18 protein-coding genes, 1 tRNA gene and 1 pseudogene are annotated in these 18058 nt (G+C 59.4%); 15 read left to right on the top strand and 5 right to left on the bottom strand.

Annotated elements, in window-relative coordinates:
- Nucleotides 1–81: 81 nt before the first annotated feature.
- A complete protein-coding gene (locus AB7M32_RS09290) occupies nucleotides 82–1419 on the bottom strand; it encodes a hypothetical protein (RefSeq protein ID WP_454249734.1) in 1338 nt (445 codons plus the stop codon).
- Nucleotides 1420–1510: 91 nt separating this feature from the next.
- On the opposite strand from AB7M32_RS09290, the pseudogene AB7M32_RS09295 reads away from it, so the two are divergent.
- A pseudogene (locus tag AB7M32_RS09295) lies at nucleotides 1511–1708 on the top strand (phosphotyrosine protein phosphatase); the annotation flags it as partial.
- A gap of 54 nt (nucleotides 1709–1762) precedes the next feature.
- Here AB7M32_RS09295 and AB7M32_RS09300 read toward each other — a convergent pair.
- From AB7M32_RS09300 to AB7M32_RS09310, 3 genes are all read right to left on the bottom strand, one after another.
- Entirely contained in the window at nucleotides 1763–3016 is a 1254-nt protein-coding gene (locus AB7M32_RS09300; protein WP_454249735.1) for a hypothetical protein, read from the bottom strand.
- A gap of 83 nt (nucleotides 3017–3099) precedes the next feature.
- Entirely contained in the window at nucleotides 3100–3429 is a 330-nt protein-coding gene (locus AB7M32_RS09305; protein WP_454249736.1) for a hypothetical protein, read from the bottom strand.
- Between the two features lie 288 nt (nucleotides 3430–3717).
- Nucleotides 3718–3802: transfer RNA gene (locus AB7M32_RS09310), tRNA-Leu, on the bottom strand.
- Between the two features lie 108 nt (nucleotides 3803–3910).
- On the opposite strand from AB7M32_RS09310, the gene queA reads away from it, so the two are divergent.
- The 6 genes from queA (at nucleotide 3911) to AB7M32_RS09340 (ending at nucleotide 9996) form a co-directional block, all read left to right on the top strand.
- Nucleotides 3911–4960: a tRNA preQ1(34) S-adenosylmethionine ribosyltransferase-isomerase QueA gene (gene queA, locus AB7M32_RS09315; protein WP_454249737.1), complete on the top strand. Its 1050-nt coding sequence runs from the start codon at nucleotides 3911–3913 to the stop codon at nucleotides 4958–4960.
- A 14-nt stretch (nucleotides 4961–4974) separates the two neighbouring features.
- Nucleotides 4975–6090, top strand: a complete 1116-nt coding sequence (gene tgt / locus AB7M32_RS09320) for a tRNA guanosine(34) transglycosylase Tgt (protein WP_161951757.1) — start codon at nucleotides 4975–4977, stop codon at nucleotides 6088–6090.
- Between the two features lie 43 nt (nucleotides 6091–6133).
- The gene (yajC, locus tag AB7M32_RS09325) at nucleotides 6134–6472 is read left to right on the top strand and encodes a preprotein translocase subunit YajC (RefSeq protein WP_007916913.1); all 339 of its coding nucleotides are present in this window, start codon (nucleotides 6134–6136) and stop codon (nucleotides 6470–6472) included.
- Between the two features lie 65 nt (nucleotides 6473–6537).
- Nucleotides 6538–8406: a protein translocase subunit SecD gene (gene secD, locus AB7M32_RS09330; protein ID WP_072408078.1), complete on the top strand. Its 1869-nt coding sequence runs from the start codon at nucleotides 6538–6540 to the stop codon at nucleotides 8404–8406.
- 9 nt (nucleotides 8407–8415) lie between these two features.
- Complete coding sequence (gene secF / locus AB7M32_RS09335) at nucleotides 8416–9330, top strand: protein translocase subunit SecF (RefSeq protein WP_072349309.1); 915 nt, start codon at nucleotides 8416–8418, stop codon at nucleotides 9328–9330.
- 117 nt (nucleotides 9331–9447) lie between these two features.
- Entirely contained in the window at nucleotides 9448–9996 is a 549-nt protein-coding gene (locus AB7M32_RS09340; RefSeq protein WP_014336691.1) for a glycine zipper 2TM domain-containing protein, read from the top strand.
- Nucleotides 9997–10315: 319 nt separating this feature from the next.
- On the opposite strand, the gene suhB is transcribed toward AB7M32_RS09340, so the two are convergent.
- Nucleotides 10316–11134 (bottom strand): type III secretion system regulator SuhB, encoded by an 819-nt coding sequence (gene suhB, locus AB7M32_RS09345; RefSeq protein WP_003185165.1) that lies wholly within the window; start codon nucleotides 11132–11134, stop codon nucleotides 10316–10318.
- Between the two features lie 144 nt (nucleotides 11135–11278).
- On the opposite strand from suhB, the gene trmJ reads away from it, so the two are divergent.
- The 8 genes from trmJ to hscA all read left to right on the top strand — a co-directional run bounded on the left by trmJ (nucleotide 11279) and on the right by hscA (nucleotide 18056).
- The gene (gene trmJ, locus AB7M32_RS09350) at nucleotides 11279–12049 is read left to right on the top strand and encodes a tRNA (cytosine(32)/uridine(32)-2'-O)-methyltransferase TrmJ (protein WP_454249738.1); all 771 of its coding nucleotides are present in this window, start codon (nucleotides 11279–11281) and stop codon (nucleotides 12047–12049) included.
- Between the two features lies 1 nt (nucleotide 12050).
- Nucleotides 12051–12827: a serine O-acetyltransferase gene (cysE, locus tag AB7M32_RS09355; protein ID WP_454249739.1), complete on the top strand. Its 777-nt coding sequence runs from the start codon at nucleotides 12051–12053 to the stop codon at nucleotides 12825–12827.
- Between the two features lie 250 nt (nucleotides 12828–13077).
- Complete coding sequence (gene iscR, locus AB7M32_RS09360) at nucleotides 13078–13569, top strand: Fe-S cluster assembly transcriptional regulator IscR (RefSeq protein ID WP_003185160.1); 492 nt, start codon at nucleotides 13078–13080, stop codon at nucleotides 13567–13569.
- A gap of 50 nt (nucleotides 13570–13619) precedes the next feature.
- On the top strand, nucleotides 13620–14834 hold the full coding sequence (locus AB7M32_RS09365; RefSeq protein WP_265033997.1) for an IscS subfamily cysteine desulfurase: 1215 nt from the start codon (nucleotides 13620–13622) through the stop codon (nucleotides 14832–14834).
- A 43-nt stretch (nucleotides 14835–14877) separates the two neighbouring features.
- Nucleotides 14878–15264, top strand: coding sequence for a Fe-S cluster assembly scaffold IscU (iscU, locus tag AB7M32_RS09370; protein WP_003185157.1), 387 nt, complete (start codon nucleotides 14878–14880; stop codon nucleotides 15262–15264).
- Between the two features lie 25 nt (nucleotides 15265–15289).
- Complete coding sequence (gene iscA / locus AB7M32_RS09375; protein ID WP_003185155.1) at nucleotides 15290–15613, top strand: iron-sulfur cluster assembly protein IscA; 324 nt, start codon at nucleotides 15290–15292, stop codon at nucleotides 15611–15613.
- Between the two features lie 8 nt (nucleotides 15614–15621).
- The gene (gene hscB, locus AB7M32_RS09380) at nucleotides 15622–16143 is read left to right on the top strand and encodes a co-chaperone HscB (RefSeq protein ID WP_072408084.1); all 522 of its coding nucleotides are present in this window, start codon (nucleotides 15622–15624) and stop codon (nucleotides 16141–16143) included.
- Between the two features lie 50 nt (nucleotides 16144–16193).
- Nucleotides 16194–18056, top strand: a complete 1863-nt coding sequence (hscA, locus tag AB7M32_RS09385; RefSeq protein WP_454249740.1) for a Fe-S protein assembly chaperone HscA — start codon at nucleotides 16194–16196, stop codon at nucleotides 18054–18056.
- The last annotated feature ends 2 nt before the right edge of the window (nucleotides 18057–18058 follow it).

Consider the following 18058-nt stretch of genomic DNA (forward strand, 5'->3'; position numbering starts at 1 on the left):
CATTTAGGGCAATCTTCACGAGCCGCTCCTTTCTCAATGGCTAGGCGAAACGATCACCGGTAGAAGGTTGATCCTGCCGTGCTATCCCCGTTTGAGCAGCTTGGATACGCGGCTTGCAGCGACCCATGCAGATTGGCCAAAACCGACCAGCAGGCGCTTCATCACACGGAGGCACTGACCCAAGCGATGCCGTGCTGCCCTAAGAACTCGACGCCTATCAGTCGCAGGTCGTGCATCAATCAAACACAGCTTGGTAGTCGCCAACGCCACCTTCGCTCCGACCGCCACAGCGACAGCAAGGAAATACAGCCAACGCTGATTCTTGGCTTTGTCATGTTGGCTGACTAGCGCCGACAATTGCTTCAAAGAAGGCTTGGCACCGGTGAGCCAGGGAATGATGCATTCGCTCGCCAAGGCTACGGTGTGGCTGCTGATATTTTTATCTACAAGTCCCGGCGGACCATCAGGGTTGACCGAGCAATAGCCACGGGGAACGTACTCGCAGGTGCTGGAGAGGGGCGATGAGCGCGCCATACCGTTGGAAAAGTGCTTCACGGGGCACAACCGTTGGTTGTAGTCGTTGATCTCTTTGCGGATGGCGATCACATCTTCATCGCTTAGGGTTCTTCTAGTCGCGGCGTAGAACCCCTTGGACTCGTTCGGTGCGAAATCTATGAAGTAGCTGGCTTCACCTTCCTTGATGTGAGTGAAGGTCCACTGTGAATCGCTGCTCCACTGGCACGACCTCAGGTTACCCAGGCCATTGGCCTTACAGTAATCATCGTAGCGCCTGATCTGGCCCAACAGGAACGCGCTGGCGTCCTGGATGCTCGCTGTCGCCTCCTTCAGCAATGCGGCGTCTTCATTGGCGCCGTTGTCCGCCACGAAGAACACCGCTGCGACCAATGCCAGCGGAAACCAGAAGTGATCGTATAGCTGTCGGAAGCGTTCGGTGAGGTTGAGGTTGTCATAAACAAGGACCATGACACCCCATCCGGTGAGGGCGCAAAGCATCAACAGGGGAATCAGTCCGACTTCGCTGCCCAGCTTCCCAACGCCATTGATGGTGTAGCGGATGGGCAGGTAATTGATGGTTGGGAAAAGGCCCAAGCAGTTCAACACACCGGGTAGGAACAGGAGCGCGAAGAAGATGAACACGCCTCGCTTCTTGCTCATGGTAAAGGCCGTTGCTGCCAGCAAGGGGATCAGCAGCAGTGACAGCATCATCAGATAGCCCAGCGTGATCACCATGGCTTCATCGGGCGACCAGTAAGTTCCGATGATTTGCCCGGCGTCGTTACGCCCGGTGAAGGTCGATGATACGACGCCAAGGCCTTCCAGGATCTGGTGCAGGTTGTAGGCAGCGCCGTGGAGAAATTTTACGTAAGGGTAGAAAAAATCCCCTATTGAAATTGACATCAATCTGAGTCCTTCAATTTTTTTGCCATTCCGTGGTTACGTGGAGGAGAGCGGGAAAAACGGCCAGATTATGGGTGAGTCTATCCGAGGCGGCCCAGCGGATATCCGTTGGGCCGATGTCATTTTTGTGATGGAGCGCAAGCACGAGCATCGTCTACGGGCAGGGTACGCTCGGCTGCTTGAGCACAAGCGGCTGCATGTTCTGGATATTTCCGATGACTATCGCTTCATGGATCCTGAGCTGGTGGACGTGCTTGAAAGTGAAGTGACGTTCTACCTAACTCCGTAGGTTCGATTGAGGCGTCACTTCCTTACAGCTGAGCGTTGGCTGCTTGTCTCGTTCTTAGAGGGGGTGTTGAAACAGGCACGTTCTGCTTTCGTTAGTTTTCAGTGGCGGGCGTGTAGGTGACCGTACGGATGCACAGCTTCTTTCGTCGTCCAGAGGACGGGGTGAGGTAATGGCTTTCATTCGTGGCGAAGCTGGTTTGACTTTGGAAGCGGCCGTAGTCAGGCACTCATCATAGTATGTTGGTAAGCGTTTCAGAGACAGATTGGCATATCGGGCCGGGCATAATAATAGGATGTCGCCAAAGCGGTATTGCTTGAAGGCTTGAATCGTATAGAACTTTTCGTCATTAGCGATAGGCGATGTCTCCCACAGCTTTGAATCGAAGGTTGCGAATGGATAATCAGCTTTATCTACCAAATACGGTAGAGGGCGGCTGTCCCGAAGCCTCATTAGGTTTCCAGCGGCGAACGCCCAAAGGTCGAGGACCGGTGGCAATAAGAAGGTGGTTAGGATAAATACCAATCCTAGTGCCCCGGTGGCTTTAAACAATCGATTTGTCGTAGTTCCCTGTAGTGTATAAAAGGCCATAACCGGGAACATTGAAATTAACATGAAGGCCAAGCAATATCCGATAACCACCGTCGCCTCCAAACCAGACTCGGCTCCTCGCCAAGCCCCAAGCGCGAGCTGTGCTGGAAAAACTCCTGTCATTGCAGTAAAGCCCAGGAAAACTCCAGCAGCCAAAACTTTTGCGGCGGCGGCAAAAAAACGTCTCCATGGCTTGATTGGTCCGAATCCAAGACTTACAAACCGAATTCTTTTGTCTTGGTTGCCCACAAGTACCCATGCTGCTAGCGCTGTTGATAAAGTGACGACCAATAGGAAAACTTTCCACGGTTCGAAGATGATGTCGAATGCAGAGGCCAACAGCATTCCTGCCAGCAGGGCGAAACCTAATAAAACAATGGGCACAAAACGCCTGGCCAGAATTATTTCATTCTCGCGGCTGGATGTGACTATGCTCATGCAAAGTGAAAAGCTAAGCGAAGGGATGACTGTTAAAAGCAATATGATTAGTAGTCCAAACACTACAAAAATTAGCCAGACTAAAAGATTGGGTATGCTTCCGATGGATTCAAGTAGTAGCTCGGGGTGGCCGATAACCCACAAATATTTGCAAAGTAGGAGTATTGAAAATAGCGTGGCCGCAGGTACTAACCACCATTTGCCCTCATTTAGAACGTTAAGTGCATAATTTTTAAGTTTTGATTCGCTGTCGGATACTGCTGTGGTCTCGGATGTGCTCATGCTTAATTCCTTTAATCATGATGTTTTATGGGGTGTATCGACTTAAGTGTTAGGTGTTATTCGCTCTTGCTCAACTTGATCGGTCATTGGATCTCTTTTAAATAATCCCGAAGTGCCACGAGCGGGGCCTTAAGCTCCTCCATCATTGGCGCAGCCCTGAAATCCTCTGCCAACCGTTGCAACTCCAGCCCCAGGACGGTCTCCTCGCCCCCAACTGCCTCCAGCGCCCGCCCCAAACACTGCTGTAGCGTCGCATGAATCCCAACCAAATCCTCCCGCCGCACCAACAACCCAAAAACCTCCCGATCACACCCGCCCATCAACGGATCATCCCGCAAAATCGGACTATGCCCCTCCGTCTCATAAGCCAGCTTCAGCGAGTAAAGAGCGACCGTTTCCAGCAGCAATTCCATGGGGTGAAATCCTTTGTCAGCGGGTGAGGAGGGGCGGTGGATCAACTGGGCGTCGCAAGGCGGAGCATCGGTGGGGGCTGTGACATTTTTGTGAGCGCTTTGCGCTCAAGCGGGAGCAAGCTCCCTCGCCATGGGTTTCTACTGGCCACAGATTCTTCCTTGCCAGAGGTTTGGTCGTTGGGGCCGCTTCGCGACCCAGCGGGGATAAATCCCCTCGCCACAAATGGATCGGGTGACTTTCCTGCAGACGAAAAAAAAGACCTTGAATTTCAAGGTCTTTCTTTAAGATGGTGCCCCGAGGGAGACTCGAACTCCCACTCCTTTCGAAAACGGATTTTGAATCCGCCGCGTCTACCAATTCCGCCATCAGGGCTCAATGGCGGCGAAGTATAGAGAGGTGCCTACCGTTGGTCAATCACGTTTCATGGTGAATTTTTGATATTTCCGCTAGACTTTCCGGCCCTGCTAGACGAACCCCATCATGCGTGTTGCTGACTTTACCTTCGAACTCCCGGATTCGCTGATCGCTCGCCACCCTCTGGCCGAGCGTCGCGCCAGTCGACTGTTGACCCTGGATGGGGTCAGCGGTGCCATGGCTCACCGTCAATTCACTGATTTGCTTGAGCATTTGCGCCCGGGCGATTTGATGGTGTTCAACAATACCCGGGTGATTCCGGCGCGGTTGTTTGGCCAGAAGGCCTCCGGCGGCAAGCTGGAGATTCTGGTGGAGCGGGTGCTGGACAGTCATCGTGTGCTGGCCCATGTGCGCTCCAGCAAGTCGCCCAAACCGGGTTCGTCGATCCTCATCGACGGTGGCGGCGAGGCGGTGATGGTGGCGCGGCACGATGCGTTGTTCGAGCTGGAATTTGCCGAAGAGGTGTTGCCGCTGCTCGACCGTGTCGGGCACATGCCGTTGCCTCCTTATATAGACCGCCCGGACGAAGGTTCGGACCGCGAGCGTTATCAGACTGTGTACGCCGAGCGCCTGGGGGCGGTGGCGGCGCCGACGGCGGGGTTGCATTTCGATCAGCCGTTGCTGGAGGCGATTGCCGCCAAGGGCGTGGAGACCGCGTTCGTGACGTTGCACGTTGGCGCGGGCACGTTCCAGCCGGTGCGGGTCGAGCGTATCGAAGACCACCACATGCACAACGAATGGCTGGAAGTGAGCCAGGACGTGGTCGATGCCGTGGCGGCCTGTCGCGCTCGCGGTGGGCGGGTGGTGGCGGTGGGGACCACCAGCGTGCGGTCCCTGGAAAGCGCTGCTCGCGATGGCGCGCTCAAGCCGTTCAGTGGCGACACCGATATCTTTATCTACCCGGGCCGACCGTTCCATGTGGTCGATGCCCTGGTCACCAACTTTCATTTGCCCGAATCCACGTTGTTGATGCTGGTTTCGGCGTTCGCCGGTTATCCCGAAGCCATGGCCGCCTACAAGGCCGCCGTCGAGCATGGATACCGCTTTTTCAGCTACGGTGATGCGATGTTCATCACCCGTAACCCCGCGCCACGCGGACCCGAGGAAACAGTATGAGTCGCACCTGTCGCATGTCCTTCGAGTTGCTCGCCACCGATGGCAAGGCTCGTCGCGGTCGTCTGACCTTCCCCCGCGGAACCGTGGAAACCCCGGCGTTCATGCCGGTGGGCACCTACGGCACGGTCAAGGGCATGCTGCCACGGGACATCGAGGCGATTGGCGCGGAAATCATCCTCGGCAATACCTTCCACCTGTGGCTGCGCCCGGGCATGGAGGTGATCAAGGCCCACGGCGACCTGCACGATTTCATGCAGTGGAAAGGCCCGATCCTGACCGACTCCGGTGGTTTCCAGGTGTTCAGCCTGGGCGCGATGCGCAAGATCAAGGAGGAGGGCGTGACCTTCGCCTCTCCAGTGGACGGTTCCAAGGTGTTCATGGGGCCGGAAGAGTCGATGCAGGTGCAGCGCGACCTGGGCTCGGACATCGTGATGATCTTCGACGAATGCACGCCGTACCCGGCCGATGAAGACGTGGCGCGGGTGTCCATGGAGCTGTCGTTGCGCTGGGCCCAGCGTTCGAAGAATGCCCATGGCGAAAACACCGCGGCGTTGTTCGGCATCGTCCAGGGCGGCATGCACCGCGACCTGCGCATGCGTTCCCTCGAAGGCCTGGACAAGATCGGCTTCGACGGCCTGGCGATTGGCGGTTTGTCGGTGGGTGAGCCGAAACACGAGATGATCAAGGTGCTCGATTACCTGCCGGGCGAAATGCCCGCTGACAAACCTCGTTACCTTATGGGCGTTGGCAAACCGGAAGATCTGGTTGAGGGTGTGCGCCGCGGGGTGGACATGTTCGATTGCGTGATGCCAACCCGTAATGCCCGCAATGGGCATCTGTTCATCGACACCGGTGTGCTGAAGATCCGTAACGCGTTCCATCGCCATGATGATTCGCCGCTGGATCCGACGTGCGATTGCTATACGTGCCAGAACTTCTCCCGCGCTTATCTGCATCATTTGGACAAGTGCGGCGAAATGCTCGGGAGTATGCTCAATACCATCCACAATTTGCGCCATTATCAGGTGCTTATGGCTGGTTTGCGCGAGGCTATCCAACAGGGTACATTGGCCGCCTTTGTCGAGGCCTTCTATGCCAAGCGCGGGTTGCCTGTTCCGCCTTTGGACTGAGTTTTCCGATCCCTAGATTCAATACTTGCAACTGGAGTGCTAAATGAGCTTTTTTATCTCTAACGCCATGGCTGATGCCGCTGCACCTGCTGCTGCCGGCCCTATGGGTGGCGGTTTCGAGTGGATTTTCCTGGTCGGCTTCCTGGTCATCTTCTACCTGATGATCTGGCGTCCACAGGCCAAGCGCGCCAAAGAGCAGAAGAACCTGCTGAGCAGCTTGCAGAAGGGCGATGAAGTGGTCACTACCGGCGGTATCGCTGGCAAGATCACCAAAGTGGCTGATGACTTCGTGGTACTGGAAGTGTCCGACACTGTTGAAATGAAGTTCCAGAAGGGCGCCATCGCGGCCACGCTGCCAAAAGGCACGCTGAAAGCGATCTAAAGTTTCAAACTTCTATTCAATCGACGGGGCGCGCAAGGCGCCCCGCGTCATAAGCGGGCGGCGTGATGCTGAACAAATACCCTCTGTGGAAATATGTACTGATCCTGGCGGTGCTGGCGGTCGGTCTGATTTATTCCGCTCCCAATCTATACCCGGATGACCCGGCCATTCAGGTCAGTGGCGCAAGCACTGCGCTGCAGGTCACCCAGGCCGATCTGGACCGTGCGAGCGCTGCGCTCAAGGCGGCCAATATCGAGGTCAAGGCTGCGTCCATCGCCGAAAACGGCAAGGGCGGCCTGTTGCGCCTGACCAAGGCGGAAGACCAGCTGCCGGCCAAGGACGTGGTGCGCAAGGCCATGGGCGACGATTACGTCGTAGCCCTGAACCTGGCGCAGACTACGCCGCAATGGTTGCGCAAGCTTGGCGCGCACCCGATGAAGCTGGGCCTGGACTTGTCCGGCGGTGTGCACTTCCTGCTGGAAGTGGACATGGAAAAAGCCCTCGACGCGCGGATGAAAGTCTACGAAGGCGACGTCAAGAGCTTGCTGCGTAAAGAGCGCCTGCGTTATCGCAGCCTGCCGCAGCTCGACGGTGCCATCCAGCTGGGCTTCAGCGATGAAGATACCCGCGAACAGGCCCGTGCGCTGATCCGCAAGAACTTCAACGATTTCGACATTGTGCCGGCCGACCTCAATGGTCAGGCGGTGCTGCGTCTGGCGATGACCCCGGCCAAGCTGGCGGAAATCCGCGAGTACTCCATCAAGCAGAACTTGACCACGGTGCGTAACCGCGTCAACGAGCTGGGTGTGGCCGAGCCGATCGTGCAGCGCCAGGGCGCCAACCGCATCGTGGTTGAGCTGCCAGGCGTGCAGGACACTGCCGAAGCCAAGCGTATCCTCGGCAAGACCGCCAACCTGGAATTCCGCCTGGCCGCTGAGCCGGGTGCGTCCAAGGCCACTTCCGAGAGCTTCGAGTTCCGTGAGGGCGGGCGTCCGGCGGCGCAGATCGAGCGTGGCCTGATCATCACCGGTGACCAGGTGACCGACGCCCAGGCGGGCTTCGACGAGCAGGGTCGTCCGCAGGTGAACATTCGCCTCGACGGCCACGGTGGCGAACTGATGAGCCGCGCCACGCGCAGCAACGTCGGTCGCAGCATGGCGGTGATCTTCATCGAGCAGAAGCCGACCACCACCTACACCAAGCAAGTGGTCGACGGTGTCGAGAAAGACGTCGCGGTGCAGACCTTCAAGGAAGAGAAGAAGATCATCAGCCTGGCGACCATCCAGTCGCCACTGGGCAGCCAGTTCCGCATCACCGGCCTCAACGGCCAGGGTGAATCCTCGGAACTGGCCCTGCTGCTGCGTGCCGGTGGCCTGGCCGCGCCGATGTACTTCGCTGAAGAACGCACCATCGGCCCGAGCCTGGGTGCGGACAACATCACCAAGGGTATCGATGCATCCCTGTGGGGCATGCTGTTCGTCTCGCTGTTCATCATCGCCATCTACCGCTTCTTCGGCATCATCGCCACCGTCGCTCTGGCGGTGAACATGGTGATGCTGCTGGCGCTGATGTCGCTCCTGGGGGCTACGCTGACCCTGCCGGGTATTGCCGGTATTGTCCTGACCATGGGTATGGCGGTGGACGCCAACGTGCTGATCTTCTCGCGGATACGTGAAGAGATCGCCGCGGGCATGACGATTCAACGTGCGATCAACGAAGGCTTCGGCCGGGCATTCACCGCGATCCTCGACGCCAACCTCACCACGTTGCTGGTGGGCGGGATTCTCTTCGCCATGGGCACCGGCCCGGTCAAGGGCTTCGCAGTGACCATGTCCCTCGGGATCTTTACCTCGATGTTCACAGCCATCATGGTGACCCGCGCAATGGTCAACCTGATCTTTGGCGGTCGTGACTTCAAGAAGTTGTGGATTTAAGGGGCTGCCATGTTACGTACAATCAACTTCATGGGCGTTCGCAACGTTGCGTTCGGCGTCACATTGTTCCTCACCGTACTGGCGTTGTTCAGCTGGGCCACCAAGGGGCTGAACTACGGCCTGGACTTTACCGGCGGTACGCTCATCGAGCTGACCTACGAGCGTCCGGCCGATGTCACCAAGGTGCGTGAGCAACTGGCGACGTCGGGCTACAGCGATGCCATCGTGCAGAGCTTCGGTGCGACCACGGACCTGTTGGTGCGCATGCCGGGTGAAGACCCGCAGCTGGGCCACCAGGTGGCCGAGGCCTTGCAGAAGGCGGGCGGCGATAACCCGGCCCAGGTCAAGCGCGTCGAGTTCGTCGGCCCGCAGGTGGGTGAAGAACTGCGCGACCAGGGCGGCCTCGGCATGCTGATGGCGCTGGGCGGCATCCTGCTCTATCTGGCCTTCCGCTTTCAGTGGAAGTTCGCGGTGGGGGCGATTGTCTCGCTGATCCACGACGTGATCGTGACTGTGGGCATCCTGTCGTTCTTCCAGATCACCTTCGACCTGACGGTGCTGGCGGCGGTACTGGCGATCATCGGTTACTCCCTCAACGACACCATCGTGGTGTTCGACCGGGTGCGTGAGAACTTCCGTGTGCTGCGCAAGGCGTCCTTGATCGAGAACATCAACATCTCGACCACCCAGACGCTGCTGCGGACCATGGCGACGTCGATCTCCACCTTGCTGGCGATCGCGGCGCTGCTGATCTTTGGTGGCGACAACCTGTTCGGTTTCTCCATCGCGCTGTTTGTCGGCGTATTGGCGGGTACCTACTCGTCGATCTACATCGCCAACGTGGTGCTGATCTGGCTGAACCTGAGCACCGAGGACCTGATTCCTCCTGCGGCCACCGAAACGGAAGTGGACGACCGCCCATAAGGCTCGTCGCTCCGTCCGTCACCGCTGAAAAGGCGCGAGTTGAACTCGCGCCTTTTTTTGTGCTCCAAGGCTGGGAGAAGCGCGGATTAATCCGCTTGTGATGGCCTGGAGGTTCAAGTGAACAAATCGATGCTGGTTGGTGCGGTATTGGGTGCTGTCGGTGTGACTGCCGGTGGTGCGGTCGCGACCTACAGCTTGGTAAAGAGTGGCCCTGAGTATGCGCAAGTACTGGCCGTGGAACCGGTCAAGACCCAAATCAAGACCCCGCGTGAAGTGTGCAAGGATGTCACCGTGACTCGGCAGAAGCCGGTTCAGGACCAACACCAGATCGCCGGCACCGTGCTGGGCGCCGTAGCCGGTGGCCTGCTGGGTAACCAGATCGGCGGCGGCACCGGCAAGAAAATCGCCACCGTGGCGGGGGCGGCCGGTGGTGGTTATGCCGGTAACAAGATCCAGGAAGGCATGCAGGAACGCGACACTTACACCACCACCCAGACGCGCTGCAACACGGTCAATGACATCAGCGACAAGGTTGTAGGTTACGACGTTCGCTACATGCTCGACGGCAAAGAAGGCAAAGTCCGCATGGACCGCGACCCGGGCAACCAGATCCCGGTGAGCAAGGAAGGCCAACTGATCCTGGGGCAGAACGAACCCGCCCAGTGATCCAACCGTTATGAAAAAAGCACCCTTCGGGGTGCTTTTTTTGTGCCCGGCTTTCGGGCATCCCTCAACCCCTGTGGGAGCGAGCTTGCTCGCGATAGCGATGGATCGGCTTGCATCAATGTTGAATGTGCCGCCGCCATCGCGAGCAAGCTCGCTCCCACACTGGATCTCCAGTGGATATAAAACCTGTGCCAATCCCAATTCTCCCTGTGGGAGCGAGCTTGCTCGCCACAAAGGGAGGTGCTTGCCTACATGAGGGCAGATTCCAGCAGGCATAAAAAAAGCACCCCGAAAGGTGCTTTTTCTGTAGCCGAGCGGCTTAACGCTTCAACGAAGCCGGCAGGTGCGGCTGGATAGCAGTCAGCACTGCCTTGAAGCATTTGGTGTTGCCGGCAACGATGTGGCCTTTTTCAAGGAAGTCGTGGCCGCCAGTGAAGTCGCTCACCAAGCCACCCGCTTCCTGGATCAGCAGGGCGCCCGCTGCCATGTCCCACTCGGACAGGCCCGACTCCCAGAATGCATCGAAACGACCCGCAGCCACGTAAGCCAGGTCCAGGCTCGCAGCGCCGGCGCGGCGGATGCCGGCGGTCTGGCCGACCAAGGCGCGGAACATGCCCAGGTAGTTGTCCAGGTTGTCCATCTGGTCATCACGGAACGGGAAGCCGGTACCCAGCAGGGCGCCGTCCAGGCTGGTGCGGCCGCTGACGCGCAGGCGACGACCGTTCAGTTGGGCGCCACGGCCGCGGCTGGCGGTGAATTCTTCCTGGCGAACCGGGTCCAGCACGACAGCGTGTTCCAGGCGGCCACGGTATTTGCAGGCGATGCTGACAGCGAAATGAGGAATGCCGCGCAGGAAGTTGGTGGTGCCGTCCAGCGGATCGATGATCCACAGGTACTCTTCGCCTTCGATGCCAGTACCGGCGTGCATGCCGGTCTCTTCACCGAGGATGGAGTGGTTCGGGTAAGCCTTGCGCAGGGCGTCGACGATCTTTTGCTCGGCGGCGCGATCAACCTCGGACACGTAGTCCTTGGCGTCTTTTTCATCGACCTTGATGGTATCCAGGCGCTCGATGGAGCGGAAGATCAGTTCACTGGCGCTGCGGGCGGCGCGCAGCGCGATATTCAGCATGGGCTGCATGGATGTGTCACCTAAGGTTGTTAAAGAAAGCCGCGCATTCTATCAGAAAGTTTTCCGAGGAGAAGGTTGGTGTTCGCTTTCATAGCTTAACGGTAGGTGCTTATGTAAGATTTGCTCCCTTTATCGTGTTCGAGAGCGCCTCCCTTGTTGCAGAACATTCGTGTCGTCCTGGTCAATACCAGCCATCCGGGTAACATCGGCGGAGTTGCGCGGGCCATGAAGAACATGGGCCTGTCGCGCCTGGTGCTGGTCGAGCCGCGCTTGTTTCCCCACCACGAAGCCGACGCCCGGGCCTCTGGTGCCGGTGACATCCTGGCCAACGCGCAAGTCGTCGCCACCCTCGAAGATGCCCTGGTGGGTTGCAACCTGGTGCTCGGCACCAGCGCCCGCGACCGGCGTATTCCCTGGCCGCTGCTCGACCCCCGCGAATGCGGCACCAAAGTGGTCGAGGAAGCCGCGCAAGGCTTTGAAATCGCCCTCGTGTTCGGCCGTGAAGACTCCGGCCTGACCAACGACGAGCTGCAGCGATGTCACTTTCACGTGCATATCCCTTCCGACCCTGAGTTCAGCTCCTTGAACCTGGGTGCGGCGGTGCAGGTGTTGAGTTATGAAGTGCGCATGGCTTGGCTGGCGGCCGAAGGCAAGCCCAGCAAAGTCGAAAAAACCGAGGTCACGTCGCCGCGCAGTGAGACACTGGCGACCATGGACGAGTTGGAACGATTCTATGAGCACCTGGAGCAGACCCTGGTGGACATCGAGTTCCTCGACCCGGAAAAGCCGCGGCACTTGATGGCGCGCCTGCGTCGGTTGTACGGACGAAGCTCGGTCAGCCGGGCGGAGATGAATATATTGCGCGGCATCCTCACGGAAACCCAGAAGGCGGCCCGTGGCGAGCTGATTAAGCGGAAGAAATAAAATGTTCGAACGTTTGCGTGAAGATATCCAAAGCGTTTTCCATCGCGACCCAGCGGCGCGCAACGCCTTTGAAGTGCTGACTTGCTACCCGGGCATGCACGCGATCTGGATCCACCGCCTGTCCGGCGCCTTGTGGAACATGGGCTGGAAGTGGCTGGCGAGGCTGGTCTCGAACTTCGGCCGCTGGCTGACCGGGATCGAGATCCACCCGGGCGCCAAGGTCGGCCGTCGGTTCTTCATCGACCACGGCATGGGCATCGTCATCGGCGAAACCGCCGAGATCGGCGACGACGTGACCCTGTACCAGGGTGTGACCCTCGGTGGTACCAGCTGGAACAAAGGCAAGCGTCACCCAACCCTGGAAGACGGCGTGGTGGTCGGTGCCGGCGCCAAGGTGCTGGGACCGTTCACGGTAGGGGCGGGGGCGAAAGTCGGCTCCAACGCCGTGGTGACCAAGGCCGTGCCGCCGGGTGCGACCGTGGTGGGGATTCCGGGGCGGATCATCGTCAAGTCCGATGAGGAGCAGGATGCTCGCCGCAAGGCCATGGCCGAGAAGATCGGCTTCGACGCCTACGGTGTCGGCGAAGACATGCCCGACCCGGTCGCCCGGGCTATCAACCAGTTGCTCGATCACCTGCAGGCCGTCGATGGGCGCCTGGAGGGGATGTGCGGGGCCCTGAAGGACCTGGGCAGTAATTACTGTGCCAAGGACCTGCCTGAACTGCGCGAGGAAGACTTTGCGTGTGTGAAGGACAAGGATCAGAGCCAGGCTAGCTGAAACCCTGCCGGCCTCATCGCGAGCAAGCTCGCTCCCTCAGGGATCGCATCAGCACCCGTGATCCAATGTGGGAGCGAGCTTGCTCGCGATAAACAACAACGCGGTATCACTGGTCGCCGCCGACCAGCCTTTGCTATCATGCGCGCGCTCTTTCGCGGGTAAACCTGAGTAAAGCACTAGGTCTTATACTTGACTTAAATACTCGGGAATTGCATACTCGCCCCCATTCCGAACTCCGTGGTAATTGTCCATGCGACTGACTACAAAAGGCCGATACGCCGTGACCGCAATGCTGGATCTGGCATTGCATGCGCAGCACGGGCCGGTGTCCCTGGCCGATATCTCCGAGCGCCAGGGCATTTCCCTGTCTTACCTTGAACAGCTGTTCGCCAAGCTGCGCCGCAGCAACCTGGTGTCCAGCGTTCGCGGCCCCGGCGGCGGCTACCAGCTGTCGCGGGACATGCAAGGCATCCAGGTCGCCCAGGTGATCGATGCAGTGAACGAATCGGTCGATGCGACCAAATGCCAGGGCCTTGGCGACTGCCATGGCGGCGATACTTGCCTGACCCACCACTTGTGGTGCGACCTCAGCCTGCAGATCCACGAATTTCTGAGCGGTATCAGCTTGGCTGACCTTGTAACTCGCCGTGAGGTGCAAGAAGTAGCCCAGCGTCAGGACCAGCGCCGTTGCAACAGCAAGGCGCCGCACCTGGACAAGATTGAAGCGTCCGCCGTCGAATGACCGCCGCAGAGCAAGCGGAACGCCAGCCAGCCTGATTTAGGAGAGAGTCCATGAAATTGCCGATTTACCTTGATTACTCTGCGACCACCCCGGTTGATCCGCGTGTTGCGCAAAAAATGAGTGAATGCCTGCTGGTCGACGGAAACTTCGGTAACCCGGCGTCCCGTTCCCACGTGTTTGGCTGGAAGGCCGAAGAGTCGGTCGAAAACGCCCGCCGCCAGGTCGCCGATCTGGTCAACGCCGACCCGCGTGAAATCGTCTGGACCTCCGGTGCCACCGAATCCGACAACCTGGCAATCAAGGGTGTCGCGCATTTCTACCACACCAAGGGCAAGCACCTGATCACCTCCAAGATCGAGCACAAGGCTGTCCTGGACACCATGCGCCAACTGGAGCGTGAAGGCTTCGAAGTCACCTACATCGAGCCCGGTGAAGACGGCATCATCACCCCGGCCATGGTCGAAGCCGCCCTGCGCGACGACACCATCCTGGTCTCGATCATGCACGTGAACAACGAAATCGGCACCGTCAACGACATCGCGGCCATCGGCGAACTGACCCGCTCCAAGGGCGTCCTTTTCCACGTCGACGCCGCTCAGTCCACCGGCAAGGTCGACATCGACCTGTCCAAGCTGAAAGTCGACCTGATGTCGTTCTCGGCCCACAAGACCTACGGCCCTAAAGGCATCGGCGCCCTGTACGTCAGCCGCAAGCCGCGTGTTCGCCTCGAAGCGACCATGCACGGCGGCGGTCACGAGCGTGGCATGCGTTCCGGCACCCTGGCGACCCACCAGATCGTCGGCATGGGCGAAGCCTTCCGCGTCGCCAAGGAAGACATGGCTGCCGAGAACGTGCGCATCAAGGCCCTGAGCGACCGCTTCTTCAAGCAGGTCGAGCACCTTGAAGAACTCTACGTCAACGGCAGCATGATCGCCCGCGTACCGCACAACCTGAACCTGAGCTTCAACTACGTTGAAGGTGAGTCGCTGATCATGGCGCTCAAGGATCTGGCCGTGTCGTCCGGTTCGGCGTGCACCTCGGCGTCCCTGGAGCCTTCGTACGTACTGCGCGCCCTGGGCCGCAACGACGAACTGGCCCACAGCTCCATTCGCTTTACCTTCGGCCGTTTCACCACCGAAGAAGAAATCGATTACGCCGCGCAGAAAGTCTGCGAGGCCGTTACCAAGCTGCGCGCTCTGTCGCCGCTGTGGGACATGTACAAAGACGGCGTCGACATTTCGAAAATCGAGTGGGCGGCGCACTGAAGAAGTCGCCACCAGAGCGACTCACTGATGAGGATTGAAGCAAATGGCATATAGCGAAAAGGTCATCGACCACTACGAGAACCCGCGCAACGTCGGCAAGATGGACGCGCAGGATCCTGATGTCGGCACCGGCATGGTCGGCGCGCCGGCGTGCGGCGACGTGATGCGTCTGCAGATCAAGGTCAACGAGCAAGGCATCATCGAAGATGCCAAGTTCAAGACCTACGGCTGCGGCTCGGCCATCGCGTCCAGCTCCCTGGCCACCGAGTGGATGAAGGGCAAGACCCTTGATGAAGCCGAAACCATCAAGAACACCCAGCTGGCTGAAGAACTGGCCCTGCCGCCAGTGAAGATCCACTGCTCGGTACTCGCCGAAGACGCCATCAAGGCCGCCGTTCGCGATTACAAGCAGAAGAAAGGCTTGATCTGATCCGCGTTACGGTAAGGAGTTTTCCATGGCTATCCAGATGACAGAAGCGGCAGCTAACCATATCCAGCGCTCCCTCGCGGGGCGCGGCAAGGGCGAGGGTATCCGCCTGGGTGTTCGCACCACGGGCTGTTCTGGTCTCGCCTATGTACTGGAGTTCGTCGACGAAGTGGGCGAAGACGATCAGGTATTCGAAAGTCATGGTCAGAAAGTGATCATCGACCCGAAAAGCCTGACGTACCTGGACGGCACCGAACTGGATTTCGTCAAGGAAGGGTTGAACGAAGGCTTCAAGTTCAACAACCCCAACGTGCGCGGTGAATGTGGCTGCGGCGAAAGCTTCAACATCTGAGGCGGCTTGTGGGTACTCCTTGTCATTTTGCGTTGTTCCAGATGCAGCCTGCGTTCCAGCTGGATCTCGAGCAGTTGTCCGCGCGTTATCTTGAATTGGCCCGTGGCGTCCATCCCGACCGCTTTGCCGATGCCTCCGAGGCGGAGCAGCGGCGGGCGCTCGAGCAGTCGGCGAACCTCAACGAGGCTTACCAGACGCTTAAGAGTCCTGCCAAGCGCGCGCGTTACCTGCTCGCCATCAGCGGCCATGAGTTGCCGCTGGAGGTCACGGTCCACGATCCCGAGTTTCTTTTGCAGCAGATGCAGTGGCGCGAAGAGCTCGAGGATCTGCAGGACAGCGCCGACCTGGCCGGTGTCGCGGTATTCAAGCGGCGCTTGAAAGACGCCCAGCAAACACTGAACGATAGCTTCGCAGCCTGCTGGAACGATGCCGCGCAACGCGAACAGGCCGAACGCCTGATGCGGCGCATGCAGTTCCTCGACAAGCTCACCTACGAAGTGCGCCAGCTAGAAGAGCGCCTCGACGATTAACCCAGTGCCGCTCCGGTCGCACGCCTGATTACAGATAAGTCCTGATTACGATGGCCCTACTGCAGATCGCCGAACCCGGCCAAAGTCCACAACCGCACCAGCGTCGCCTGGCTGTCGGGATCGACTTGGGTACTACCAATTCCCTGGTCGCTGCCTTGCGCAGCGGTCTTTCCGAGCCGCTGGCCGATGAACAGGGGCAGGTGATCCTGCCGTCCGCCGTTCGCTATCACGCCGATCGCGTCGAAGTGGGCGAGTCGGCCAAGCTGGCCGCCGCCACTGACCCTCTGAACACTATTGTCTCGGTCAAGCGCTTGATGGGTCGTGGTCTGTCCGACGTCAAGCAATTGGGCGACCAGCTGCCGTACCGCTTCGTCGGTGGCGAATCCCACATGCCGTTCATCGAAACCGTGCAAGGCCCGAAAAGCCCGGTCGAGGTTTCCGCCGACATTCTCAAGGTCTTGCGTCAGCGTGCCGAAGCGGCGTTGGGCGGTGAACTGGTGGGCGCGGTCATCACCGTCCCGGCCTATTTCGACGACGCCCAGCGCCAAGCCACCAAGGACGCCGCCAAGCTGGCCGGCCTTAACGTGCTGCGCCTGCTCAACGAGCCGACTGCCGCTGCCGTCGCGTATGGCCTCGACCAGCATGCCGAAGGCCTGGTCGCGATCTACGATCTGGGCGGCGGCACATTCGATATTTCGATCCTGCGCCTGACCGGCGGTGTTTTCGAAGTCCTGGCCACCGGTGGCGACAGTGCCCTGGGCGGCGATGACTTCGACCACGCCATCGCCGGCTGGATCATCGAGCAAGCGGGCTTGTCCGCCGACCTCGACCCGGGTGCGCAACGCCACCTGCTGCAAACCGCCTGCGCCGCCAAGGAAGCCTTGACCGACGCCGCCACCGTTGAAGTCGCTTATGGCGACTGGCAAGCCTCGCTGAGCCGCGCCGCCTTTGATGCATTGATCGAGCCCATGGTCGCCCGCAGCCTCAAGGCCTGCCGCCGTGCCGTGCGTGATTCCGGCATCGAGCTCGAAGACGTCAAGGCCGTGGTCATGGTCGGTGGTTCGACCCGCGTGCCTCGGGTTCGCGAAGCCGTTGCCGAGGCCTTTGGCCGCCAGCCGCTGACCGAAATCGACCCGGACCAGGTGGTCGCCATCGGCGCCGCGATCCAGGCCGATACCCTGGCCGGCAACAAGCGCGACGGCGGCGAACTGCTGTTGCTCGATGTGATTCCGTTGTCCCTGGGGCTGGAAACCATGGGCGGCCTGATGGAGAAGGTGATTCCACGCAACACCACCATCCCGGTTGCCCGCGCCCAGGACTTCACCACCTATAAAGACGGCCAGTCGGCCATGATGGTCCACGTGCTGCAAGGCGAGCGTGAGCTGATCAGCGACTGCCGTTCCCTGGCCCGCTTCGAATTGCGCGGCATCCCGCCGATGGTGGCCGGTGCGGCGAAGATTCGCGTGACCTTCCAGGTCGATGCCGACGGTTTGCTCAATGTCTCCGCTCGCGAATTGGGTTCGGGCGTCGAGGCGAGCATCCAGGTCAAGCCGTCCTACGGCCTGACCGACGGTGAAATCGCCAAGATGCTCAAGGATTCGTTCCAGCACGCCAGCGACGACAAAGTGGCCCGTGTGCTGCGTGAGCAGCAGGTCGACGCCCAGCGTCTGATCGAAGCCGTGCAGGGGGCCCTTGAAGCCGACGGCGAGCGTTTGCTGGATGCCGAAGAACGCATGGTCATCGAGCTGCAGATGCAGGAACTGTCCGAATTGATGAAAGGCACCGATGGTTATGCCATCGAGCAGCAGACCAAGCGTCTGTCTCAAGTCACCGATGCCTTTGCAGCCCGCCGCCTGGACTCGACGGTCAAAGCCGCCCTGGCGGGGCGCAACCTGAATGAAATCGAGGAATAACT

The organism is Pseudomonas sp. R151218B TE3479, from assembly GCF_053629195.1.